At 35.5% G+C, this 24,786-nt stretch carries 14 protein-coding genes and 1 pseudogene; 13 read left to right on the top strand and 2 right to left on the bottom strand.

Going from position 1 to position 24,786, the window contains the following annotated elements; all coding sequences use genetic code 11:
* Window positions 1–22 precede the first annotated feature (22 nt).
* From JFV29_RS10015 to JFV29_RS30975, 4 genes are read left to right on the top strand one after another with little or no spacing between them, the layout of a single operon-like run.
* Window positions 23–7,741: an amino acid adenylation domain-containing protein gene (locus JFV29_RS10015; protein WP_342366528.1), complete on the top strand. Its 7,719-nt coding sequence runs from the start codon at window positions 23–25 to the stop codon at window positions 7,739–7,741.
* Window positions 7,742–7,770: 29 nt separating this feature from the next.
* Window positions 7,771–10,641: a non-ribosomal peptide synthetase gene (locus tag JFV29_RS10010; protein ID WP_201182920.1), complete on the top strand. Its 2,871-nt coding sequence runs from the start codon at window positions 7,771–7,773 to the stop codon at window positions 10,639–10,641.
* A gap of 27 nt (window positions 10,642–10,668) precedes the next feature.
* A complete protein-coding gene (locus JFV29_RS30980; RefSeq protein ID WP_201182919.1) occupies window positions 10,669–11,100 on the top strand; it encodes a thioesterase II family protein in 432 nt (143 codons plus the stop codon).
* Window positions 11,101–11,114: 14 nt separating this feature from the next.
* Window positions 11,115–11,420: a thioesterase domain-containing protein gene (locus JFV29_RS30975; protein WP_201183505.1), complete on the top strand. Its 306-nt coding sequence runs from the start codon at window positions 11,115–11,117 to the stop codon at window positions 11,418–11,420.
* Window positions 11,421–11,794: 374 nt separating this feature from the next.
* On the opposite strand, the gene JFV29_RS09995 is transcribed toward JFV29_RS30975, so the two are convergent.
* A complete protein-coding gene (locus JFV29_RS09995) occupies window positions 11,795–12,535 on the bottom strand; it encodes an IclR family transcriptional regulator (RefSeq protein ID WP_053344420.1) in 741 nt (246 codons plus the stop codon).
* A gap of 146 nt (window positions 12,536–12,681) precedes the next feature.
* On the opposite strand from JFV29_RS09995, the gene JFV29_RS09990 reads away from it, so the two are divergent.
* From JFV29_RS09990 to JFV29_RS09970, 5 genes and pseudogenes are all read left to right on the top strand, one after another.
* Window positions 12,682–13,566, top strand: coding sequence for a dimethylarginine dimethylaminohydrolase family protein (locus JFV29_RS09990; protein ID WP_201182917.1), 885 nt, complete (start codon window positions 12,682–12,684; stop codon window positions 13,564–13,566).
* Between the two features lie 7 nt (window positions 13,567–13,573).
* A pseudogene (locus JFV29_RS09985) lies at window positions 13,574–14,061 on the top strand (hypothetical protein).
* Between the two features lie 79 nt (window positions 14,062–14,140).
* Window positions 14,141–15,757, top strand: a complete 1,617-nt coding sequence (locus JFV29_RS09980; RefSeq protein ID WP_201182915.1) for a M20/M25/M40 family metallo-hydrolase — start codon at window positions 14,141–14,143, stop codon at window positions 15,755–15,757.
* 166 nt (window positions 15,758–15,923) lie between these two features.
* Window positions 15,924–16,685, top strand: a complete 762-nt coding sequence (locus tag JFV29_RS09975; RefSeq protein WP_201182913.1) for a dimethylarginine dimethylaminohydrolase family protein — start codon at window positions 15,924–15,926, stop codon at window positions 16,683–16,685.
* Window positions 16,686–16,734: 49 nt separating this feature from the next.
* Entirely contained in the window at window positions 16,735–18,156 is a 1,422-nt protein-coding gene (locus JFV29_RS09970; protein WP_098176109.1) for an amino acid permease, read from the top strand.
* A 193-nt stretch (window positions 18,157–18,349) separates the two neighbouring features.
* Here JFV29_RS09970 and JFV29_RS09965 read toward each other — a convergent pair whose 3' ends face one another.
* A complete protein-coding gene (locus tag JFV29_RS09965) occupies window positions 18,350–19,741 on the bottom strand; it encodes a hypothetical protein (RefSeq protein WP_201182911.1) in 1,392 nt (463 codons plus the stop codon).
* 106 nt (window positions 19,742–19,847) lie between these two features.
* Between JFV29_RS09965 and JFV29_RS09960 the strand changes: the two genes are divergently transcribed.
* The 4 genes from JFV29_RS09960 to JFV29_RS09945 all read left to right on the top strand — a co-directional run bounded on the left by JFV29_RS09960 (window position 19,848) and on the right by JFV29_RS09945 (window position 24,786).
* Window positions 19,848–20,171: a LysM peptidoglycan-binding domain-containing protein gene (locus JFV29_RS09960; protein WP_242486810.1), complete on the top strand. Its 324-nt coding sequence runs from the start codon at window positions 19,848–19,850 to the stop codon at window positions 20,169–20,171.
* Between the two features lie 1,032 nt (window positions 20,172–21,203).
* A complete protein-coding gene (locus JFV29_RS09955) occupies window positions 21,204–22,268 on the top strand; it encodes a C45 family autoproteolytic acyltransferase/hydolase (protein WP_201182907.1) in 1,065 nt (354 codons plus the stop codon).
* Between the two features lie 257 nt (window positions 22,269–22,525).
* Complete coding sequence (locus JFV29_RS09950; protein ID WP_201182905.1) at window positions 22,526–23,302, top strand: IclR family transcriptional regulator; 777 nt, start codon at window positions 22,526–22,528, stop codon at window positions 23,300–23,302.
* Window positions 23,303–23,577: 275 nt separating this feature from the next.
* Window positions 23,578–24,786 carry a CaiB/BaiF CoA transferase family protein gene (locus JFV29_RS09945; protein WP_201182903.1) on the top strand — a complete coding sequence of 403 codons (1,209 nt, stop codon included), beginning with the start codon at window positions 23,578–23,580 and terminating at the stop codon, window positions 24,784–24,786.

Here is a 24,786-nt window from a genome sequence, read left to right as displayed (position 1 = left end):
AAGTAGATATGGATGGAACACAATGATAATGGGATCGGGAGGCGCAAAATTGGAGAAATCAATACAAAATATCTACTCATTAACTCCGCTTCAAGAAGGAATTCTCTATGAACTTGAAATGAATAAACAAACAGAAAATCTGTACATTTCTCAAATGCAAATCAGAATAACAGGCACTCTAGAAGTAAACGCATTATTCCAGGCATGGAATCAGGTTGTAGATCGTCATGAAGCATTAAGAATGAAGGTCATCTCTAAAAATATAGAAAACAATGTTCAGGTTGTATTCAATTCAATCGATTATCAACCAGAAATATTCGACATGACATCGCTAAATGAACATGAACAATTAAAGGAAATACAGAGGATATCCAATGAATCCCGTGATATGGACGTAAATAACTCGAATTTGATGAAATTCCAGTTGATAAAAATCGAAGAAAATCAATTTATAATGATTTGGACTCATCACCATATTATTTTAGATGGCTGGAGCACAAGTATTGTCCTCAATGAACTCTTTGAAATTTACAGCCAAATAGTAGGAAAAGACACAAAAGGGCTTATTGAAAAACCAAAACAATATGGCGACTTTATTCGGTTTATGAATAGAACCAATACGGAAGAGTTAAACCGTTTTTGGAAAGTGCTAGCAAAGGATATTGAACAACCAACGATCACATTTCCTGTTATAAAACAAGCGAAGGAAAACCAGAAGGGAGATAGTCTCTTTTGGGAGTTAGATAAAGAACAAAGTAAACTATTAAGAGACTTTTCAGCTAAAAACCATGTAACGATTAATGTATTATTGCAATTAATTTGGTCGATGGTGCTAAAGGAAATGTCTCATCAGAATCGAATAGTTTTTGGGATTGTGAGCTCTGGTAGGTCGAATAATTTATTCAAATCAGAAGAAATTGTTGGACTGCTCATTAATACGATTCCTATGATAGCAAAAATAGAAGATACAGATAGCATTGCTGATTTATTGAAACAATTTCAAGAAACATTAAACAACATGTTAGATTTCTCCCAAATTTCTTTAGTAGATATCAAAAATCATACGAAATTAAAGAAGGAAGATCCTTTATTTGAGACTTTATTTGTTTATGAAAATTATCCAGAAGCTAAAGATGAAGGATCGAGTATTAATTGGGAAGTACAAGGTGGAACAGAATCACACAGCTTTCCTTTATCATTACAAGCCCAGGATAATAAAGAAACAATAAAATGTAAATTGTATTTTAATCGAAGCTTTTTAGAAATTTCACTTGTACATGATATTCAAGAAGCCTTTATGCAAATTGCTAATCAAATTACAAAGGCTCAAAACATCAATGAAATTTCTGTGGAAGTTGATTTTCCAAAAACAAAAAATAATGTCAGTAATGACTTTAAAGCTATACGAAACCGTTCTGTCTCTACCTCAACTGTTAATGAAGATCTTAAAGAAATCTGGCAAGAGTTTTTCTTGAACAGAGAGATTAATGAGGATTCTGATTTCTTCCAGCTAGGTGGGCATTCGATAACAGCTATGAAATTGGTGTCAAAAATAAATAAAAAACTTGATACCAATATAAAATTAAAGGATTTGTTTGAAAATCCTACCTTGAAATTGCTAAGTCATAAGATGTTTCCAGAAATAATGATATCCACTAAAGATGAAACTCAATTTGAAGAAATAGTTATATCATTTGTAGAAAAGACTTTTTTGGAAGTTTTATCAACAAGTCAAATCGATAAAAACGCCGATTTTTTTGAAATAGGCGGCCATTCGATATTAGCCATGAAGTTATTAACAAAATTAAACAAAGAATTTAATCAAATTCTAACTTTAAAAAATATTTTTCAAAATTCAACGGTCCAATCGTTGTCTGACTTCATCATTAATAAAATTTCAGATACTGCAAGTGAACACAAAGAAACGCAACCACAAAATTATGTTCTATCTAGTAACCAAGAAGCTTTGTGGTTTAACGAAAAACTAAATGGTAAAACGACTAATTATAATATACCTCAGAAATATAAAATTACTGGGAAAGTGGACATTACACTTCTAGAAAAAGCCGTTAATCATGTCATTAATAGACATGAAATTTTAAGAACTATCGTTCGTGAAAAAGATGGTATAGGCTATCAAGAAATAAGAGAAGATTTGTACGTTAAAATAGGTGAAATAGACCTCACTGAGTTAAAAGCAGAACAGCAAACAACTCATGTTTTGCAAATAGAAGACGACATACAATCGGAAATTTTTGGAATAGAAAAAGGTCCTCTCTTGACGATAAAACTTGTTAAATTGAGTGAAAAAGAGTTTGTACTATTTGTTAATCTTCATCATTTTGTTTTTGATGGATGGTCAGTGAGTATATTTTTAGATGAATGGTTATCGTTTTATGACAGTGAAGTGAATAAAAAAGAACTTATCCTTGGAAACGATTTTATACAATATAAGGATTTTGCCGTAGAACAAAAAAGCTGGTTGGAACGTAATTTTAAAGAAGAAATGCTATTTTGGAAAAGAAATTTATCAGGCGATTTACCTAAATTAGAGCTTCCTTTAGATACGATTCGAAAAAAAGAAAATCGCAATAATGGCAGTAGTTTCATAGTGGAGCTAACAAGGGAAGAGCTCCAAAGCCTAAAGCGGATGTCACTTGAAAAAAATTCAACACTATATATGACTCTACTAACTATGTATCAGTCTTTTCTAGCAAAATATACAGGACAAAATGATGTAATTGTTGGAAGTTCTTTAGCGAATAGAATGATTTCTGGAACAGAGAAATCAATAGGCTATTTTGTCAATACACTACCCTTTAGATTAAAGATAGAATCTGAGGAAACATTTGAAGAGATTCTACATAGAAATACGGATCATATCGTTGACATCTATGATCATCAACAAATGACATTAGAAAAAATTGTTGAAGTTATTAATCCTGAAAGAAATTTGGCGAACACCTCATTATTTCAAACGGTCTTTATTTTACAAAACAATGCTAAAGCAGCATTTCAAAGTGAATACATAAACATAACGCCTGAAGTTATAAAATCAAAGGTAGCAAAATTTGATTTAAGTTTAGCTGTGGAAGAATTTGAAGATAAACTATTATTCGCTTTTGAGTATAATTCAGAGATTTTCAATGAACAAACCATTCGATTATTAGGTGAAAATTTTTTAGAGTGGATTAAAACAATTACAAATCAGCCTGAACAATCAATTGATCTTGTATCTGTTGTGAGTAAGAAACAAGAGAAGATATTATTAGAGGATTGGCAAGGGGAAACTATTTGTTTTGAGGGGATCAATGATTCCATTCCAGAAGCTTTCTATAAAATTGTTGAACAATTTCCTGATAAAATGGCCATTGTTGATGGTTCGAGAACCATTACATATAGGGAATTAAATCAAAAGAGTAATCGACTTTCACACTATTTACTAAGCAAAGGAATTTCTAAAGAAGAGAAGATTGGAATATATGTGAAACGATCGATTGATATGGTAGTCGGGATGTTGGCAGTAATTAAAGCTGGAGCTGCTTATGTTCCATTGGATCCTCATTATCCAAACGATAGATTAAGCTACATGGTTCATGATTCGTCCATTTCATATTGTTTGACTCACAAAGAACTTGAAGAGAACGGATTAATCGATCAATCTAAAACAATATACTTTGAAGATATTGAGAAAGAATCGAATACGTTAATGGAAGAAAATCTTCACATTGCTGATCATAAAGATCTAGCATATGTCATTTATACTTCCGGAACAACAGGTAGACCAAAGGGAGTAATGATAGAACATAGAGGAATTATTAACTTAGTTTTTAATCAAAATAAAATGATGTGTTTAGATACTTCAGCTAAAGTGTTGCAATTCGCTACGTTTAATTTTGATGCATCCGTTATTGAGATTTTTAGTTCACTTTTATTTGGTGCTGAACTACATATAAGTGTAGATAAAGAAAACCAATTTGACATGAATAAACTTGTTGAACAAATAAAGGACGAAGAGATTTCGCATATTATTTTACCACCTGCTGTGTTGAAGGAACTCCCAATCACTGAATTGAGTAGTATTAAAGTGTTAGGGTCTGCAGGTTCTGAATGTCCAGTTGAACTCGTTTCAAAGTTTAAACATATATCGTTTTTTAATGGTTATGGGCCTACAGAATATTCGGTGTGTACAAGTTATAAAATATTTCCTCCGAATGAAGATGTAACAAATGAATTCGTTGTTTCAATTGGAAAGCCTCTGACTAACACTGTTGTACTTGTATTAGATAAACATAAAAAAATAGTACCGGTAGGATCTGTGGGTGAACTTTACGTGGGAGGACTTGGGTTAGCACGAGGATATTTGAACAATGAGAGTCTGACCAATGAAAAGTTTGTACCCAATCCATTCAACCCTACAGAAAAATTATATAGAACTGGGGATTTAGTTAAGTTTAATAAAGCTGGAGAATTAGTTTATATAGGTAGAGCAGACGATCAAGTGAAAATAAGAGGATATCGTGTTGAACTATCAGAGGTTAATGTTTCATTACGAAAAATAGAAGAAATAAAAGATAGTTTTGTAACGGTAATGCAAGATAGATTTGAGAATAAAAGGCTAATTGCTTACTATACGGTGAATAATGAGGTTTCGGTAGAAATAATCAGAAGAAAATTAAGAGAGACTCTGCCTACTTTCATGATTCCCTCTCATTTTATGAAATTAGATACGTTTCCTTTGACGCCGAATGGAAAAGTAGATCAAAAAGCACTTCCTAAATGGACGGAACAAATGGATGAACGTAAGGAAAACATGCTAGATGTGAAAGGATTGTCTAAAACTGAAACAGAGCTTTTGACAATTTGGAGAAATGTTTTAAACGATCCATTAATAGGTCCAGATGATAACTTTTTTGAATGTGGTGGTGATTCAATCATCAGTATTCAAATATGTTCTGCTGCAAATGAGAAACATTTATTTATAACACCTAAAGATTTATTTGAATATCAAACGGTACGAGAGTTAGCGAGTATTGTAAATGAGCAGGAGCAAAGCCAAGTGGTTCAAGAAACAATATCAGGTTATGTCCCGTTAACGCCTATTCAATCTTGGTTTTTTAATGAAAATCATGAGAATATTCATCATTGGAATCAGTCTGTCGTTTTAATGAAGGATAATACAATGTCAACTGAACAATATAAAAAAATCATTATGAAATTAATTGATCATCACGATGTTTTAAGGACATTATTTGAAAAACAAGGTGATTCATATATAGGCAATATTCGGAATGTAGATACAGTATGTGGTTTTTATGAGTATCATGTTTCAAGTTTTAAAGATGAAAATAGTTTGAAGGAAATTAAAGAACTAGAAGAAAGTGCCCAACAAAGTTTAAACATTCACAATGGACCTATGATGAAGTTTCTTCTTTTTAAGGATCAAAGAGAAGTAAGAATTTTTTGGGTAATCCATCACCTCGTAGTTGATGGTGTTTCGTGGAGGATACTTCTTGAAAATTTCGAAAGATGTTGTCAACAGATAAAGAATGAACAAGAACTATCACTGCCTTTAAAAACGACTTCTTATAAACAATGGTCCGAGAAACTTAACGAATATCAGAATACTGAACGATCAGAAGAAGCCGTCCTATATTGGGAGAAGGAAATGAATAAGACCGTTTCTCCGCAGACGAAAAGTTTAGGAGAAACGTGTGATTTTGAAGGCATGTATAAAATAGAAGTGGATGAGGCCAAAACACAAAACCTCATTAAAAATATATTAAGAAAATATAAAACGTCGATTGATGAAGTTTTATTATCTGTTATCGCTCATGTGTTTTCCAATCGAATAGGAATCCATGAATTTTGGCTCGATTTAGAAGGCCATGGAAGAGAGGATATTGAGGATGGTATTGATCTATCAAGGACGGTAGGATGGTTCACCTCTATCTATCCAGTAAGGATTGAAGGAAAATCGTCTTTGGGGTCAACGTTGAGAAATACAAAAAACACATTAAGAAGTGTGCCAAACAAAGGGTTTGACTTTGGTATCCTAAAGTATATTTCTAATAAGAATTATAGCTATCCAGATAGCCTTGTGAGTTATAACTATCTAGGTCAGTTTAACAACACAGGTGATATGGAACAAACCAATAGTAGCAATATTGATTTAAACTACAAGTTTCCATATAAACTGAATTTCGTCGCAAGCATCGTAAACAATAGACTCATTCTGAATATTATTGGGGATAGAAAAAATGAGAATTTCCAAATAATATGTAAAGAAGTTGAATCGCAAATAAACAAAGTTTTAAGCGGAAGTGTAGATTTAAATGATTCCATTGTTGAAACGGATTTCGAATCCGAGAAAATAATTGATGGAAGTACGATCACCCATTTTATTAATAAGTTTAATAATATTGAAGAGATTTACCCAGTGACATCACTTCAAGAAGGGATGTTATTCCATAGTGAAGTGAATCAAAGTTCTGAATATATTTCACAGCTATCTATTGATTTAAAAGGGAATCTTGACCTGGATAAATTAGAAGAAGCTTGGAATGATACCTGTAGAAAATATGACGTTCTAAGGTCAGTTTTTAGGCGAAATCAAATGGGAGACCGCTATCAAATTATACTCAATGACATTTATTATGTGTTTAATCATGTGAATCTAACGATGTTTAATGGCGACGAGTTAGAAGAGAAAATAGATAATCTGTTAGTGCAATGCAGGGGTAGACAAATTGAGTTAGAGAATGGTCCACTCATGAATATAACATTAATTCAACTATCGAGTCATCGCTATAAATTCATTTGGACACATCATCATGCCCTAATAGATGGCTGGAGTCTGCAAATTGTTATTAATCATTTCATAGATAATTATCTAAATGCATCCAGTATGTCAAAAGACGGTGAAGAGCATAAGCTTGCTTATAAACAAGTCATGAATCATGTTCAGAATGTTAATAAAAAAGATGAAGCAGCTTTCTGGAATAAAGAGTTGGAGGATTTCGGACAAGTAAAAGCACTAGCAAGTACGAAAAAAAATAAACAATCTTTTTCATCCGATAAGGTTATTGAATATAGCTTATCTGAGGATCTTACTGAAAAATTAATAGATATATCCAAGCGACACAGGAAAACAATTAATACAGTGGTTCAAGGAGTTTGGGGCATCGTCCTATCCTACCTTAGCGAAAGCAAGTCAGTATGCTATGGTGTGACAAGCTCAGGAAGGAACCTTAGCATTCCACATATCGAATCAGCTGTAGGTTTATTAATCAACACACTTCCATTTTCTTTGAAAATCGATTGGGAAGATGATTTACAATCTTATTTCACCGCTATTCAAAATAAGCAATTACAAATGAGAGAGTATGAGTTTAGTTCACTAACGGATATTAAGCGATATGCTGAAATTCCATGGGATAAAGATTTATTTCAACATATATTTGTGTTCGAAAATTACCCGAGCACAGAACTAGCAGAGGATTCGCGAATAATGATTGAAAATTCTGTTGGAAATGAATCGACTAATTTCGATCTTACGTTTTCTGCCGCTTTAGTGCAGTCAAAGCTCCATTATAAAATTATTTATAAAGACAGTATGTATGATGAAAATGAGATCTTACGTTTTATGGATTCGATGCAAAGGATATTCTTAAATCTAACAGAAGATGAAACGTTATCTATTGGTAAATTAATAAATAACTTGAAAGTTGGGGCACTATGATAAGTAAATTGATGGCGACGAATAAATTGATGTCAATAACTGAAGCTTTTAGAAAAATAGTAGAGGATAATCAATCAAAAGTTGCACTTTGTGAAAATGAACGGCAAATTACCTATAAAGAATTAGATATTCTCTCAGATAATCTTGCCAAAAAAATCGTTGATTTAGGAATTCAACAGGAAACAATGATAGGGATTCCAAGCCAAAGATCCATTGAACTGGTCATAGGGATGCTTGCAATTTTAAAGTCAGGTTGTTGCTATGTTCCAATAGACGAAAAGTATCCATTAAAAAGATTAGAATATATGCTTGCAGATACGAATATGAAGTTCTTCTTATCTAATGGCCCTCAAGGGAAGTTTAGTGAATTAGGTATTCAACCAATTCTATTTGAGCTTAATGAGCTAAGTAAGGAAGGACACACTTCTGTCAACCGTTCATCAGAAAATGGTCTAGCGTATGTAATTTATACTTCTGGAACAACTGGAAAGCCAAAAGGCGTAATGATAGAACAAAGTAGTGTAGTTAATTTAGTATTGAACTCTAAAATGCTTGAAATAAACGAAAATAATAGAGTGGCTCAATTTTCTAACCCCTGCTTTGATGCCGCAACTTTTGAGATATGGGGAGCGTTACTAAATGGAGCTACATTATTCTTGATGTCAAATGAATTTACTTCTTTTGATGATTGGAAAGAAGCAATATCAGTTGGAAAGGTAGATGTAGCGTTTTTTACAACTGGTCTTTTCAATGCAATGGTAGATGAGGATCCATTTATTTTTGAAGGATTAAAGAAAATCGTGGTTGGTGGAGATAAAATCTCCATTTCTCATGTAAATAGATTGAAACAAACGATCGGTCATGTTTCTTTAATTAATGGGTATGGGCCAACCGAATGCACAACCTTTGCTATTTGTCATGAAGTTGAAGACAAAGATGTAGATGTTATTCCTATTGGAAAGCCGTTGAGTAATGTTGAAATAAAAATTCTATCTGAAGAACAAGTTGAGGTTGGCGATGGAGAAATAGGAGAGATCTACATTGGCGGTCAAGGAGTTATGAGAGGTTATTTAAATCAACCAGAATTAACAGAACAAGCTTTGATTATAGATGATTTAAATCAGACGAAGTGGTATAAAACAGGTGATCATGGCATCCGTTTAAATAATGGTGAGATTCTGTATAAAGGACGAAAAGATAGCCAAGTAAAAATACGCGGTTTTAGAATTGAGTTAAATGAAATTCAAGAAAAACTTGATAAATATACAAAGGTTGAAAGTTCAGTAGTAGCTGTTAAAAACATCAATAATGAGAATTACGTTACCGCTTATTACACACATAAGGGTGAGAACACGGAAAACGTCGAGAATGATATAAAAGATTATTTGAGTAATGAATTGCCGAATTATATGATTCCACACTTCTTTGTTAGAGTTGATAATTTTCCTCTTAATGCCAACGGTAAAGTGGATAAAGAGAAATTGTTAGAAATGGATATAATGCAAAATAAAACTTCCGTAGCTATTCAAGAAGATGGAAAGAAAAAAGAAGTATTAGAGATTTGGAAAAAGGTATTAGGAAATCAAAGTTTAGGATTAGACGATAACTTCTTTGAAAATGGAGGGCATTCCATTTTAGCTACCAAACTGATCTATGTAATGAAAGAAACTGTATTACCAGAAGCCACTTTACAAATATTATTAGCAAATAATACAGTAAATAAATTTGTTGATGCACTTGAAATGGATTCATCTGGCAGTATAGAAGTCGTGATGGAAAACGATTCTACGCTCGATCACTCTTTGAAGGAGAAAATAAGAGAAATATGTGCTCAACCAGTTCAATTTGAAAAAAACATGTTGATTACAGGAGGAACAGGGTTTTTAGGAGCACATCTATTAAACAAATTGTTAGTGGAAATAGATCATGTCAAAATCTATTGTTTGGTTAGATTTCCTTCGAAAAATAGATTAAAAGATACATTAATAAAATATGGTCTTTGGCAGGATGAGTTCGAAAGCAGAATAGTGGTAATTGAAGGGGATTTTAGTAAACATCAATTTGGTTTAGATGATATGACATATGAGAAATTAAGCAATGATGTTTCTCAGGTGTATCATGTAGGTGCAGAAACGAACTTCTTCGAACCGTATAGTAAATCAAAAATTTCGAATGTAGATGGTGTAGTAGAGATTGTTAAGTTTGCTTCTTCCAACACTCGGAAAAATATTTATTACGCATCAACGCTTTCTGTATTAACTGGAGAAAGAAAATGGGACGAAGAAGACGAATTAGTTTATTCATCCGATTTAATGATCGGGTATAGCCAGTCAAAATGGGTTGCAGAGAAACTACTTCTCCAAGCAAGAGATTATGGACTAACAGTCGATATTTTCCGATTAGGTAGGATTTCATCTAATTCATCAAATGGGGTCTGGAACGAGAAGGATATGTTGTACAAAGTTTTTGAATCATTTATTGATCAAAAGATATTACCATTTAAAGAAGAAATTCATTTTGAATTAATGCCAGTCGATTTTGTAAGTGAGTTTATTTACAAAATATCAAGATTAGATGAGAACAATAAACTCGGAATCTACCATATGTTCAATGATCAGAAAGTTTCAAGTGAATTCGTAACCTCTTTCTTTGAAAAGAATGATATATCTTACTCGAATATGGACTTAGATGAATGGCTGCAATCTTTAAAAGAAAAGACACAATCTAATGAGATTCATTCATTAAGTGCTTTGTCCCAATTAATTGACGAATCAACAAAATTAAAAGAATCAGAAATTCTACAATCCAAAACCAAAAAGGAATTAGATCTGCTGTCAATGAGAATGCCAGAAATTGATTCGAGATATGTTGAAAACTTTATGAAGTTTATGTTGAATTAATTCTTATTTAGGTGGAGGAGTAAGGGGATGAAAGGACTGAATAAAAAACTTTTTTGTTTTCCTTATGCTGGGGGAAGTGCATCTTTTTATAGAGAGTGGAAATTTGATAACAATGAGATTGAGGTAATCCCGCTAGAATACCCTGGACATGGAAGTAAATACTGTGAACCATTGTGTGATCGTATGTCTGCTCTGACGGATATCTTAATGGAAGAAATGCAAACAAAATATCAAATAAATTCACTAAAAAATATCTCCTTTTTTGGACATAGTATGGGTGCGATAGTAGCATATGAAATTGCGGCAAAATTAGAAGAGAGATACGGAAATAAGGTAGAACAATTATTTATATCTAGCAAATCGTCTCCAGATTATAAGGTAGATCAAATCGATTGTTCTAATTCAAACAATTTAAAACAATCACTAAAAAAATCGGGGGAACAAACAAGGAGCTCTTAGAAACAGAAGATTTCATGAATATATTCCTTCCGATTATCCAATCAGATTTAAATATATTAGCAAACTATCATGGTGAAAATAGACGTCAAAAAAAGTTGAATAATAAGGCTGTTTTGTTATTAGGTTCTGAGGATTCTGTGACGAAGGAAAGTATTGAAAGCTGGAATCAATACATTGAACATATTAACGAATTGCATATTTTAAAGGGAGATCATTTTTACTTAAATCAAAATCAAGATATCGTATTAAAAATTATTCAAGATTATTTACTCAGTAGTCATTGTGAAAATTCTGATTTAAGTACAGTCGTATCAAGTTAAAACCTTCGATTAGGAAAAATTGTGAGAAAAAAGAATAAGACCCAAAAGTTGTGGTGATTTCAGACACTTTTGGGTCCTTTTTTATTATGCCATCGGTTTCAGAGACAAGGTTTTGAAGTAACGTGACACCCGTTTCTATCTGCTTAGGATCTGAGGCCTACTATCCTTATAATTGGTTTGGTGGAATAACAATCTACCATATTGACCGCTTTGATTATTTGCGTTAATCGCAAGGGAAAGACTGAAATTTTAACGAAAAGGTTAATTCGGAAAAGAAGTGACGACTTATTAAAATTTTCAGGGTTTATTATAAAACAACAAGATATTAATGGATGAATCGTTTCGTGAATACCGTTCATCCACTGGTCTCATATTCATGGTCCTCTATACCCCAATTTTGAAGAAACTCGATTGCCGGTTTCAATCACATTTTTAATGAGAAAATCAAGTCTGTCTTCTGTCAAGTTAAAGCTGACAAAACCAATACTCACTGCCCCATGCACTTCTCCAAAATGGTTTAAGACCGGAACAGCTACAGAAGATGTTCCTTCTGTTCTTTCACTGTGACTGATTCCATGTCCCTTCATTTTAGTTTCTTTCAATATATCCCAAAAAGCTGCTCTTTCTTGAACTGGCAAAAGAGCATCTACGATTTTTTTCGCTTGATTATATGGCATATAGGCGAGCATTACCTTATTAGCAGCTCCAATATGCATAGGGACTCGTGAGCCAAGCTGGTCATAAACACGGATTTGGCTTTTTTCACTGTCGATTCGTTCGATAATGAGTGACTCAATTCCTACTGGCTGGCTGAGATAGACGCTTTCCTCCACTTTGTTCATAAGCCTTTCTAGTTCAGGCCTTATTTGACTTATGTAATCCATTTTGTCATACATACGCAAACCATATTCGAGCCAAATATTTCCTAAACCATATTGTTTGGATTGTTCGTCTTGTTGAATTAGGCCATGCTTGGACATTGCTTTTAACAAACGGTGCATGGAACTAACCGGAAGTTCACATTCTTGAGATAGTTCCGTAATAGACAGCCAGTTTTCCGATGAATCGGAAACTAGCACCTTAATAACGTTCATGGCCCGGTCAATTGATTGCATAAACTTACCACCTATCTTTCATTACGAGTTACAAAAAACTGAAGATTTAAAACATATTGACATTATACCATATTTAATTTTATAATTTAAGAAAATTTCCTATTGTCGGAAACGTTTTCCGATATGCGGAAAAAGGAGGAAAGGTAATGACATATTGTTCGTCTATGTACCAACCATTAGAACGTGTCATTGTAAAACATCCGAACGACGCTTTTATTAGTCAAGAGCATATAAGCCAAGAATGGCAGAATTTCAACTATGTAGAAGAGCCAGATTTCAAAGAAGCCCTAACAGAGTATGGTGACTTTATTTCTATTTTGGAGAAATATGTTCCAAACATCGATTATTTGCCCGCATCTTCGGAAGTCGGAATGGATTCCTTATATGCGCATGATCCTGTAAAATTCACGAGTGAAGGAGCCATTATTTTAAAGTCTGGGAAAGAATTGAGACAGCCTGAAGCAAATGTATACAAGGAGTTTTGTAAGGAGAAGAACATACCGATTATTGGTGTTTTAACTGGTGATGCTGTCGCAGATGGCGGTGATATCGTTTGGCTTGATGATCGGACACTTGTTGTCGGACATGGTTATCGTACAAACGCTGAAGCTATTCGGCAATTAAAAGAAATGACCGCTCATCTTGTCGATGAATTCATCGTAGTCCAGCTTACACATGATCAAGGCGAGGCAGAGTGCCTCCATCTTATGTCCTTTATCAGCATGGTAGACCATGATTTAGCAGTAGTCCATTCTCGTCTTATGCCAGTATTTTTCAGAAAACTGCTTATTGATCGCGGTATTCAGTTTATTGAAGTGCCGGATGATGAGTACATGAACTTAGGCTGCAATGTGCTTGCATTAGCTCCGCGTGTTTGTGTAATGTCTTCTGGTAACGCTTACACAAAACAACAGCTTCTTGATGCTGGAGCCACAGTATATGAATACAAGGGAACTGAAATCAGTTATAAAGGCACTGGAGGACCAACTTGTTTAACCTGTCCAGTTGTACGTACGAATATCAAATATTGAGGGGGAAATTAAGTATAAACATGTAATTGTAAAAACACTGGGAGAAAGTTATGTAAATGGTTTAACAACCTCCGACCTAGGCAAGCCAGATTATGAAAGATTATTAGAGAAGCATGCTGCTTATGTGGAAGCATTAAAAAAATGCGGGGTTTCAGTTACACACTTGCCAGCAAGTGAGGAATTTCCAGATTCAACATTCGTCGAAGATACCGCTGTCTGAAAACAGGAATCTCTTACCTTGGGGAAAACTTGATTGTAGCTGCAGGTGAATTTATCAATCATCATAATTTTTCACCATACAAGAAAATAACGGTTTCAACTGAAGACGAATACTCAGCAAACTGTATCCTTGTAAATGATTATGTGATTATTCCAAAGGGATATGAAGAGTCGAAACGTAAAATGAATGAAGTTGGTTTTAAAACGATTGAACTGGAAATGTCTGAGTTCCAAAAGCAGGACGGTGGATTGAGCTGTTTGTCACTACGCTTTTAAAAAAACAGAAAATTTAGATAAAAGAAGGTTGGTTTTCCCTATATTCTTACATTTATTAAAAACCGGAAGGGGGATTTCGATGAGTCGATCACTATGGGGTACACCTGAAACTCTTCGTGCTTTATTATGTGAACTTGTTAGCTGGGAAAGCCGTACTCTTACTGAAGGGGAATGCATGTTTCCTTATAAAGTTCAAGAGAAATTAAGTAAGCTTGATTATTTTAAAAGGAATCCAGAGCACTTATCACTTCACGAAGTTGATCTAGGGAGAAACTTTGTCAATGCCTTTTACAAACATCCTGAAGCCAAGGAGACAGTCGTATTAATTAGCCATTTTGATACGGTCCAGACTGAAGAATACGGCGATCTTGAGACTCTTGCTTTTCAACCAGAGGAGCTCACAAAAAAACTTCATGAACGAAAAGATAATTTACCGGAAGAAGCTCGCATTGATCTTGAATCGGGAAAATACTTGTTTGGAAGAGGAACGATGGATATGAAAATGGGACTTGCCCTTCATATGGCTCTCATCGAAAAAGCAAGTATCGAACAATGGTCTATCAATCTTCTGCTATTAACCGTCCCAGATGAGGAAGTGAATTCAGCGGGAATGAGAGCTGCAGTTAAAGAACTTGTGACTTTGCGTGATAAATATGACCTTTCTTATAAAATGTTTTTTAACAGTGAACCATCTTTTTCACAGAAACCGGGAGATGATAGACATTATATCTATTCTGGAACGTTGGGGAAAATCATGCCGGCTGCTCTTTTTTATGGAAAAGAAACTCACGTTGGTGAGCCTTTAAAGGGAATTACAGCTAACTATATTGCCTCGTTCCTTACTCAACTCATGGAGTGGAACACTCTGTTTCAGGAAAGTGATCTCGGAGAGGATACACCTTTACCCGTTTCGCTTCAGCAAAAAGATTTGAAATTACAATATTCAACACAGACTCCTTATCGTGCAGCCGCCCTTTATAATGTTTTCATTATGAAAAGAAGCGCTGCTGAAATTATGGATATATTCGAGCAGGTTGCACAGGAAGCAGCGATAATGTGCAATGAATCATATAAAGCTGTTTGCCGGCGTGAACAGATTGAAGGTGTAGGCGAAGTAAAAGTATTGCGCTACGAAAAGTTACTTTCTTATGCCGAGGGGAAATTTGGTGCAAATTTTGTTGCGGAAATAAAGAGTGAAGTCCAAGGAAACATGGATTGGGATGAGCGGGAAAAATCACTGCGAATCGCTGATAAACTGATGATTCAATGTCAGGAGCTTGCGCCGGCTATTGTATTGCTGTTTGCGCCGCCCTATTATCCAGCTGTTAATACGTCCGATGATCCGCTTATCATTGATTCTGTGCAATTAATAAAGGAAACTGCAGCCAGGTTTAATAAAGAAGTCAGCCAAATTCATTATTTTAATGGTCTTTGCGATTTAAGCTATGTTCAATATAGTGATGAGGCTGATGGCTGGACTGCTTTTGAAAAGAATACGCCAGTCTGGGGCGATACTTATAGCATTCCTTTCGCTGATATGCTTCAACTTCAAGCACCCGTGCTCAATGTAGGGCCGTTCGGCAAAGATGCACATCAGCGTACTGAGCGCCTTCACATCGATAGTGCCTTTGTTCATACGCCCGTTATGCTGGAGAGACTAATAAAGAGTATGTTTAAGAGTTTGGTTGAGAAGTGAAAGATAGGTCCTATCGTTTCAACAAGGTTAGTGGTGCCGAAAATCCAATAACTAAAAAACTGCTTGTACAGTTTGGAGCACAAGTGCAATAAGGTCCGGAAGGTTCAGATGGTTTAACTGTCCCTATTTTAAAAAAATTAAGTTAACTATATTAGGAGGAATAAATATGTTTAAACATGCGATTGTACGAAAGATTGGTAAAAGTTATGTAAATGGCTTAACAACATCGGATTTAGGAAACCCGGATTATGAAAAAGCGCTTGTACAACACGAGGCTTATATAGAAGCATTAAAACGCTGTGGTGTGAAAGTGACTGTTCTCGAATCGGATGAAACATACTCTGATTCTACGTTTGTAGAAGATACCGCCGTGTTGACGCCAAGATGTGCCCTTGTAACGAATCCTGGTGCAGAAAGCCGAAATGGTGAGATTATTGAAATGAAAGAAGTTTTAAAAGACTTTTATGACACAATTGAGTATATTCAATCTCCAGGTATGTTAGATGGCGGAGATGTCATGCAGGCTGAAGATCGCTTCTATGTTGGACTTTCTTCAAGAACAAATGAAGCAGGTGCTCGGCAGTTCAAAGATATTATGGGTAAGTATGGCTATGATACGACCATCATTCCTCTTAAGAAATTCTTTCATTTAAAAACGGGTGTGAATTATCTAGGAGACAATAATTTATTAGTGGCCGGAGAATTCATCAATCATGAAGCTTTTTCTAGCTATAATCAAATTGTTGTAACAGAGGACGAAGAATATTCGGGTAACTGCGTCCGAATGAACGACTACATTATTGTCCCGAAAGGATTTGAGGGAACAAAGAAAAAGATTGAAGATATTGGATACACTGTGATTGAAGTGGAGATGTCAGAATTCCAAAAACAAGATGGCGGTCTTAGTTGTCTCTCATTAAGATTCTAAGTTAGTTAGGAAGAAGGTGGATTAATAGCAAAGAAAAGGACGTGATAATATGGGGAATGGTTTGGAAAACAATGAACAACTGCAACGCTCAATGAAAAGACGTCATTTATTTATGCTATCGCTTGGTGGCGTTATTGGGACAGGCCTATTTTTAAATGCAGGCTATACAATTAATCAAGCAGGGGCTGGAGGGGCTCTGGTGGGTTATTTAGCAGGTGGTCTTATTTTGTATATGGTAATGGTCTGTCTAGGCGAGCTAGCTGTTCATATGCCGGTTACAGGTTCATTCCAAAAATATGCTGCTACATATATTGGACCTTCCGCTGGTTTTTCGCTCGGATGGATGTATTTCGTCGGTTCAGCCGCAACTGCAGGAGTTGAGTTTACAGCAGCGGGAATATTGATGAAACACTGGTTCCCTCATGTTCCTATCTGGATTTGGTGTGCTGTGTTCATTGTACTTTTATTTACATTGAATGCGTTAACGACAAGAGGTTTTGCAGAGGCAGAATATTGGTTCGCTGGAATAAAAATCGTTGCGGTAATCTTGTTTATCTTAATTGGAATCGCTGGCATCTTTGGCTTTGTCTCCTTATCTGATCGTCCAACCCCATTCTTTGAGAATCTAGCTCCTTCTGGACTTTTCCCAGCAGGTGGTATTGCAATTGTCTTTGTGACAATGATGAATGTAATATTTTCTTATCAAGGCTCAGAACTAATAGGGATTGCAGCAGGGGAAAGTGAAAATCCTGAAGAGAACATACCTAGAGCTATTCGAAATGTAATTTTTAGAATCATTGTATTCTACATTGCGTCCATTATTATTCTTTCTGCCATATTCCCTTCTTCTGAATTAGGTCTATTAGAAAGTCCTTTTGTAACTTTAATGAAGATTGCAGGGGTCCCTTATGCAGCAGGTATCATGAATTTTATTATTTTGACAGCTATTCTTTCTGTTGGAAATTCATGTCTTTATGCATCTTCACGTTTACTTTGGTCGATGGCACATGATGGAATGGCACCTAAGATATTTGGTATTTTGTCTAAGAGAAAAGTACCGTTGAATGCCCTTCTTTTTACAATGTCTTTTTCACTCTTATCGTTATTGACCAGCTTTATTGCTGCTGATACTGTGTTCGTATTACTTATGTCAATCGCAGGTATTTCTGTCACGATTTCATGGATGGGAATTGCTTTATCGCAATATATGTTTCGAAGGAAGTTTTTAAAAGCGGGTGGGAAAACGGAAGAATTACAATACAAAGTACCATTTTATCCATTTGTCCCATTGTTTTGTTTAGGATTTTGCTTTTTGATTCTAGTATTTCTTGCTTTTGATTCTACTCAACGAGTCGGATTATTTTATGGGATAGGATTTTTAATCGCCTGTATATTATTCTATAAATTTAAACTGGCTAAGAAAGTAGAGTCAACAATAAATGTTGATAGTAGTAATGAAAAAATAATGTAGTTTAGAATCTACAGGGCATTATCTCCTTGGATTACTGGATTAGGATAAAATTCGATTTTTATTTAAAATGTAAAAAGGACTGATCTTTTTTTTCAGTCCTTTTTCATATGGAAATTACTTCACACATTCAAATCTAGATCATCAAGTATTGTTCTCGTTTTTTAATACCCAAGCACATTGGCCGTATAAAAAGTTATATGAGAAACATCGCAACTATTGTTGTGACTACTAATCCAATGGTTACCGGTAGCAGATTCCGGCGTGCAAGTTCGAAGGGACTGACATTACATATTGCAGCGGCTGGGATGAGTGCCCAAGGAATCAAGGTTCCGCCGCCTACCCAAATTGCAGTTATTTGCCCAAGTGCAGTCAAGGTGGCGGTTCCGCTTCCAATGGCCGTTCCAAATAGTTTGGCAACCGATCCTGCTAAAGAGATTCCTGAAAACCCCGACCCATCGAGGCCAGTGATGGCACCGATGCCCGTTAATGTAACGGCGGCTATTTCTTTCGTTAAAGGAACTGAGGCCGCTAATGCGGCACCGAGATCATTGACGATGCCGAGAGACGTTTTTGGTAAATAGTCACCGATGATTTGGTTGAAGCCAGAATCACCTAAATAGAAGAATGCAGCGATTGGAATGACGGGTCCGAATACTTTGAATCCAAATTGAAATCCCTGAATTAAATAGGCCGTTGATTTTTCAAGTCCTTGTTGTTTATGTGCGACAAGGGATAAAATGAGCAAAATGAAAACGGCAGTACCGCCAACCAATGCGGTTGCATCTCCCCCTTGTAACTTCAAAATCGATAATGCCACAACATCCAACAGAAATGCGATCGGAATGAAGACTGCAAAAAACTTCTTTTGTGCCAGTGTGAGCAGATCTTCACTAAATGTTTGATCTTGGAGGATACCTTCATTATCCTCCACCTTGATTCTTCCAAGTTTCATATCCCGCTTCAAGAGGATAAAGGCGGAGAGGGTGGTGACGACGCCCATTGTGATGACAAGGGGAATGCTCGCAGCGATAACATCACCGACTGGTATCGAAGCGGCATCCGCCGTCAGTTTAGGTGCAGCTTGAATGATGAAATCCCCTGACAATGCTATTCCGTGACCAAAAAGGTTCATCGCCATCGCCACACCGAGAGCAGGTAAACCAGCCCGTAATGCAACGGGGAGCATAACCGCCCCAAGTAAGGCAACAGCCGGTGAGGGCCAGAAAAACCAGGATATGATCATCATGACGATTCCGATTATCCAAAAGGCAAGTGTAGGATTTTTAATGAATTTAGCAAATGGTGCGATCATGACATCATTAATTCCAGACTTTGTTAAAACCGTGCTCATGGCAACTATGATTGAAATAATTAAAATCGTGGACATTAATTCTGTGATTGCGAAAATGAAGCTGTTAAATATACCGCTAATGGATGAAGCTAAACTGCCTGTAGCAACTAATGCTAATAGGAAGATTCCGACTATACAAATGAGGGTAGTGTCACGACGTTTTACCATAAACCCGATTATCAATGCGATAAATACAACATAAATCCAATGGAGTGCTGTCAATTCCATCTCCATGATCCGTCCCCCTCATAAATGTGCCTAGTTACAGATTATGAGGGGAGATCGGGGTGGTGAGTTGTTTCATAAATTTAAGGGCTTATCTTCATTATTTTCACTAATGATGAAAATATCGAGTTCAAGAAGCAGCAACATGAATGCTTGGCCAATTGTGAAGGGTGATACCTTTTACTCGATTGCTAAAAGGTATGGAACAACTGTGGACAATCTGAAATCATTAAATCCTAAAGTGGATCCTAGTTCTCTTCAAATTGGCTACAAGCTTGTTGTAAGTGGATTAAAAGCTACTTATCACACAGTTGTGAAAGGCGACACAGTATCTGCTCTTGCTAAAAAATATGGGGGCACAATTATACAAGTAAAGGACTGGAATAAACTTGATAGTAGCTATACAATCATGGTTGGGAAAAAGCTGCGCGTACAATAAGTTGATAACAAAAAAAGCCCCTCTCAATGAGAATGGCTTTTTTGTTATTTAAAGTATTATTGGCTTGATACTTATTTGAAAATTAGAAAAGGATAAATTGTACAATGATTATACTCAGTATATTTATAGCAGAAAGAATATTTATATACTTTGTTGATTTTTTTACTTCTTTTCTTATTAAAGAAATACAAACTAGTAAAACTAACAATGTATATAATGCTGGATAAATTACTGTAAGTGTTGGAGATATAGCTATACAAATAATTGTAATTAACCCGGTAAAATACAACGACCTTTCATATTTTATAAGATTTTTGCCCTTCAGAACAAGTAACATGAAAATGATTAGTGCTAGCGTGATGCTAAAAATTATTATTCTCTGTGCAAAATACATCATTTGTTTTTCCCTCTTATCTGCGTTTGCTGAAATCAATATATTCCATAGTAACCTTTTTACAAATCCACCGGGGAACTTTTCTGGTACCGTACAACATACCAATAAAGAAGTATAACAAAAAATATTTTTACAAACTTGAACACAAAAAATCTCCTTCTATGTATTTCATAAGTAAGAATTATTATCTTTTTTGTAAAAAGTGGACTTTTGAATTCTTTTCAAAATAACTATTAATTCCATATAACCCATAATTAATAAATAAGATTGGTGATAAATATAACATATTTGGTTTATTGTGTAAGTATATAGGAGCTTGACAAATGTAATATTTAACGAAATAAAGAATGTAGGGGGGGATTTTATCGGATTTATCCAGTTATGAATGTTGTGGATTTAATGAAGTAAATTCAGATGTTTAATCTACATCAAAAGCCAACATTGCCATTTCGTTTGAAAAAATTCTTTTGCAAGCCATCATCACGCCAAGCCCAGATTAAATTGCCCATAAAACAACGGTGAGCAGAACAGGCCCTAGTAAGTTGTTTCATAAATTTAAAGGCTTATCTTCTTTATTTTCAACAATACATCAAGTATCCTTAATTTGAATGGCCATTACTGTAAATGAGGGATAAGTCGTGAAACAAATATATAGTAATATTATACAATTTCGGGGTACACATTATGAGTTTGGATACATGCAAGGTGAGGAGTTAAAAGATTCACTAACGCTAAAAAATCGTGAAGATCAGTGGAAGATTAGGCAGCCGCGGTTTACGGTTGAAGAAGAAGAGGTCAAGAAAGCGATTACACAATTTGCCCCTGGTGTGTGGGAAGAATTACTTGGCCTGCAGGAAGCACTGAAATGGCCAATTGAACGTGTGTTGCAGGAGTTTGGAGGGTACCGATTGGATTATGTTCGTTCGGGATGTTCCATTATGACAGGTGAGAATTATTTCATTCGTAATTATGATTACCACCCAAAGACATATGAGGGACGCTACGTCCTATTTCAACCAACCGATCAGGGCTATGCTAGCATTGGTCCAAGTCAACGTGGGACTGGACGGATGGATGGCATGAATGAAAAAGGGCTAGTGGTTGGATATAACTTTATGAATCGAAAGAATCCAGGAGATGGATTCATTTGTTGTATGATTGGTAGATTGATTGTAGAATCTTGTGCGAACGTTCAGGAAGCGGTCGCGATGTTGAAGGAAATCCCACATCGGCATTCATTCACTTACGTTGTCTACGATAAAAGTGGTGATACCTATATTGTGGAAACCTCTCCGAGAAATGTAGAGGTGCGCAGGTCAAATGCCTGTACCAATCACTTTGAAATCATGAAAAATGAAAATCGTAACCATCTTATAGATTCGAAACGCCGATTGGAAATTATACAAGATCATGAAGGGAAACTTTCATCTGCCTACGATGCTTATAGATTGTTTAATGATACCAACCAAGGTGTCTTCTCAGATTTATATAGCAGCTGGGCAGGAACGATTCATACATCCGCTTATTTACCTAAGGACATGAAAGCTTGGATGGCCTTGGGAGGGAACCAGGAACCTACTTCAATAGATTTTGCGAAATGGCTCGAAGGAGAAGATGTTGAGTTAGACCGAATTAGAGGTGTAATTGATACGGATATTCCATTTGTACATATGGAAGAGGGGGCAAATTGGTTTCGGAATTGATCGCTCCCTTTGGAAATTCAGATAATATAGCTTGAGTCTTGAGTGTTGTGACAAAGCTGAAGACTGGGAATTTTTATGATTAGAGAATTAAATGGACAAAACAGTGATTGCTGTAGAGACAGGATTTGGTTTTAAACGGTAAGTAAGGCTTATGTAATCTTGAAAATTATTTACGTATCGTTAAAGGAACAGTAATCATTTTTAAACAGAATTGCAAAGGATTTGGAATTAAATACTCGTAATTGGGGGCATTTATAATGGATGAAAATGAAAGCTCGAAAGGATCACGAACAGTTCAACGCTCAATTAACATAATGAACTGCTTTACTATGGAAGAATCTGAATTAACTCTGACAGAGATCTCGAATAAAATTAATTTGGCAAAATCAACAACTTCCAGGTTAATAGATACTTTGGTACATAACGGTCTTCTTCAAAAAAAATTCTCAAATTCAAAATACCAGTTTGGCTACAAAATGTATCAATTTGGTCGTATTGCAGAAAATACCATCTCATTTGATATAACAGAAATTGCAAAACCATTCATGAAGAAGTTAAGAAATGAAATTGGAGAATCAGTAAGTTTATATATGCTGGAGAATAAAAAACGAAGGTGTATTGCGCGATACGGGAGCAATCAATCAATCCGTCATGTTGTAAGTATTGGGGAGATACTTTCGTTGGAGATTGGTTCAGGGGGAAAGGTGTTATTAGCTTTTCAGTCTCCATCGTTTATTGAATCCACATTAAATGATTTAGATTCAGAAAGGTTACGCATAAGTCTTACAAATGAATTGCCGATCATTCAAAAAGAATCTATTTCAATAAGTTTAGATGAGAGGGGAGCAGGGGTTAATTCAGTTGCATCACCTATCTTTGGATTAGATCGAGAAGTGAATTTTTGTCTATGCGTATCGGGCCCAGGTACACGATTTACGGAAGAAAGTATGAATGCTATAAAAAATGAAGTGAAGACAATTGCCTTGAAAATTTCCGAATGTTTTAGTAATCCAAAAGAAAATCATTCATTTTAGAAAAGATACACCCATCCTATTACTAGGCAGCGCCTCACTGGCGCTGTCTTTTATTTTTAACCTTTTAAAAAAACAGAATTTTATAATTTTTATAGTGACATCTAAAAAGTGCTTTGTTATAATCAACACATAAAGTTCTGTTAGATGGAATTATTTGTTCCATCTAATGAAACTCAAATCAGTTTAATAGTAATCGATGATAGGAACATTTCATATTTCCATTGCGTCTAGCAACAGTAATACTGAAATAAAACATCAAGGAGGAAGTAATTACTATGGATAATCCTACAAATGGACCTTTGACAGGAATTCGTGTTATTGATGCATCTACTGTGATTGCAGCTCCTTTTGCAGCCACTTTACTAGCAGACCTGGGAGCCGAAGTTATTAAAATAGAACTTCCAGATAAAGGGGATCCTTTGCGTGGACTGGGACCTTGGAAAGAATCTGAACCGTTAAGGTGGCCAGGGCTTGCACGTAATAAACAGTCTGTAACATTAGACATTCGCACTAAAGAGGGCAAGGAGATATTTAAAAAATTAATTAGAACCGCAGATGTATTAATAGAAAATTTCAGGCCTGGAACCATGGAAAAATGGGGACTAGGATATGATGTGCTGAGGGAAGTGAATCCCAGTCTCATTATGACTAGGCAATCTGGTTATGGGCAGACAGGGCCATATGCAGAAAAGGCAGGATTCGGAACGCCTAGTACTGCATTTTCGGGATATACCTACCTACAGGGATTTGAGGACCGACACCCAGTAAGCCCTTCATTTTCATTACTCGATTATATATCTGGCATATATATTGCTTTTGGAACTGTAAGCGCTCTCCTTCATCGTGAAACATCGAGTAAAGAAAAAGGTCAAATCGTTGAGATGGGACTATACGAAGGGATGTTCAGGATGATGGATTTCTTAATTGCTGAACATGATCAGCTCGGAAAAGTACGCGAGAGAGCACCTATGCTTCACGGTCATTCAAGCCCTTCGGGTACTTACCAAACAAAAGACGGACATTGGGTTGTCATGGTATGCAGTACACAAAAAACATGGGAACGTTTGGCTCAAGCTATGGATCGGACGGATTTGATAGGAAATCCTGATTATTTAACAAACCAAGCACGAATGAATAACAATGACATCCTTCAAGAACTTGTTATGACTTTTATGAAATCTCTAAATAAACAAGAACTTTTGAAGACAATGGATAAGTTTGGTGTTCCCATTTCTCCTATATTAAGCATAAAAGATATCTTCGAAGATCCTCATTATCAAGCGAGGGAAAATATTTTGGAAGTTGATCATCCTCGGTTAGGCAAAGTTAAAGTTCCCGGCATCGTGCCAAAGTTTTCAGAAACACCTGGGCGTATCCGTCATCGTGCACCGGAACTGGGAGAGCATAACAAGCAGGTATATAGTGAACAACTTGGTATATCTGAAGAGGAATTAACAAGTTTGAAGGAAAAGGGGATAATTTAA

The organism is Peribacillus sp. TH16, assembly GCF_016651095.1.
GTDB lineage: Bacteria > Bacillota > Bacilli > Bacillales > DSM-1321 > Peribacillus > Peribacillus butanolivorans.
This window is presented reverse-complemented; position numbering and strand designations above follow the sequence as displayed.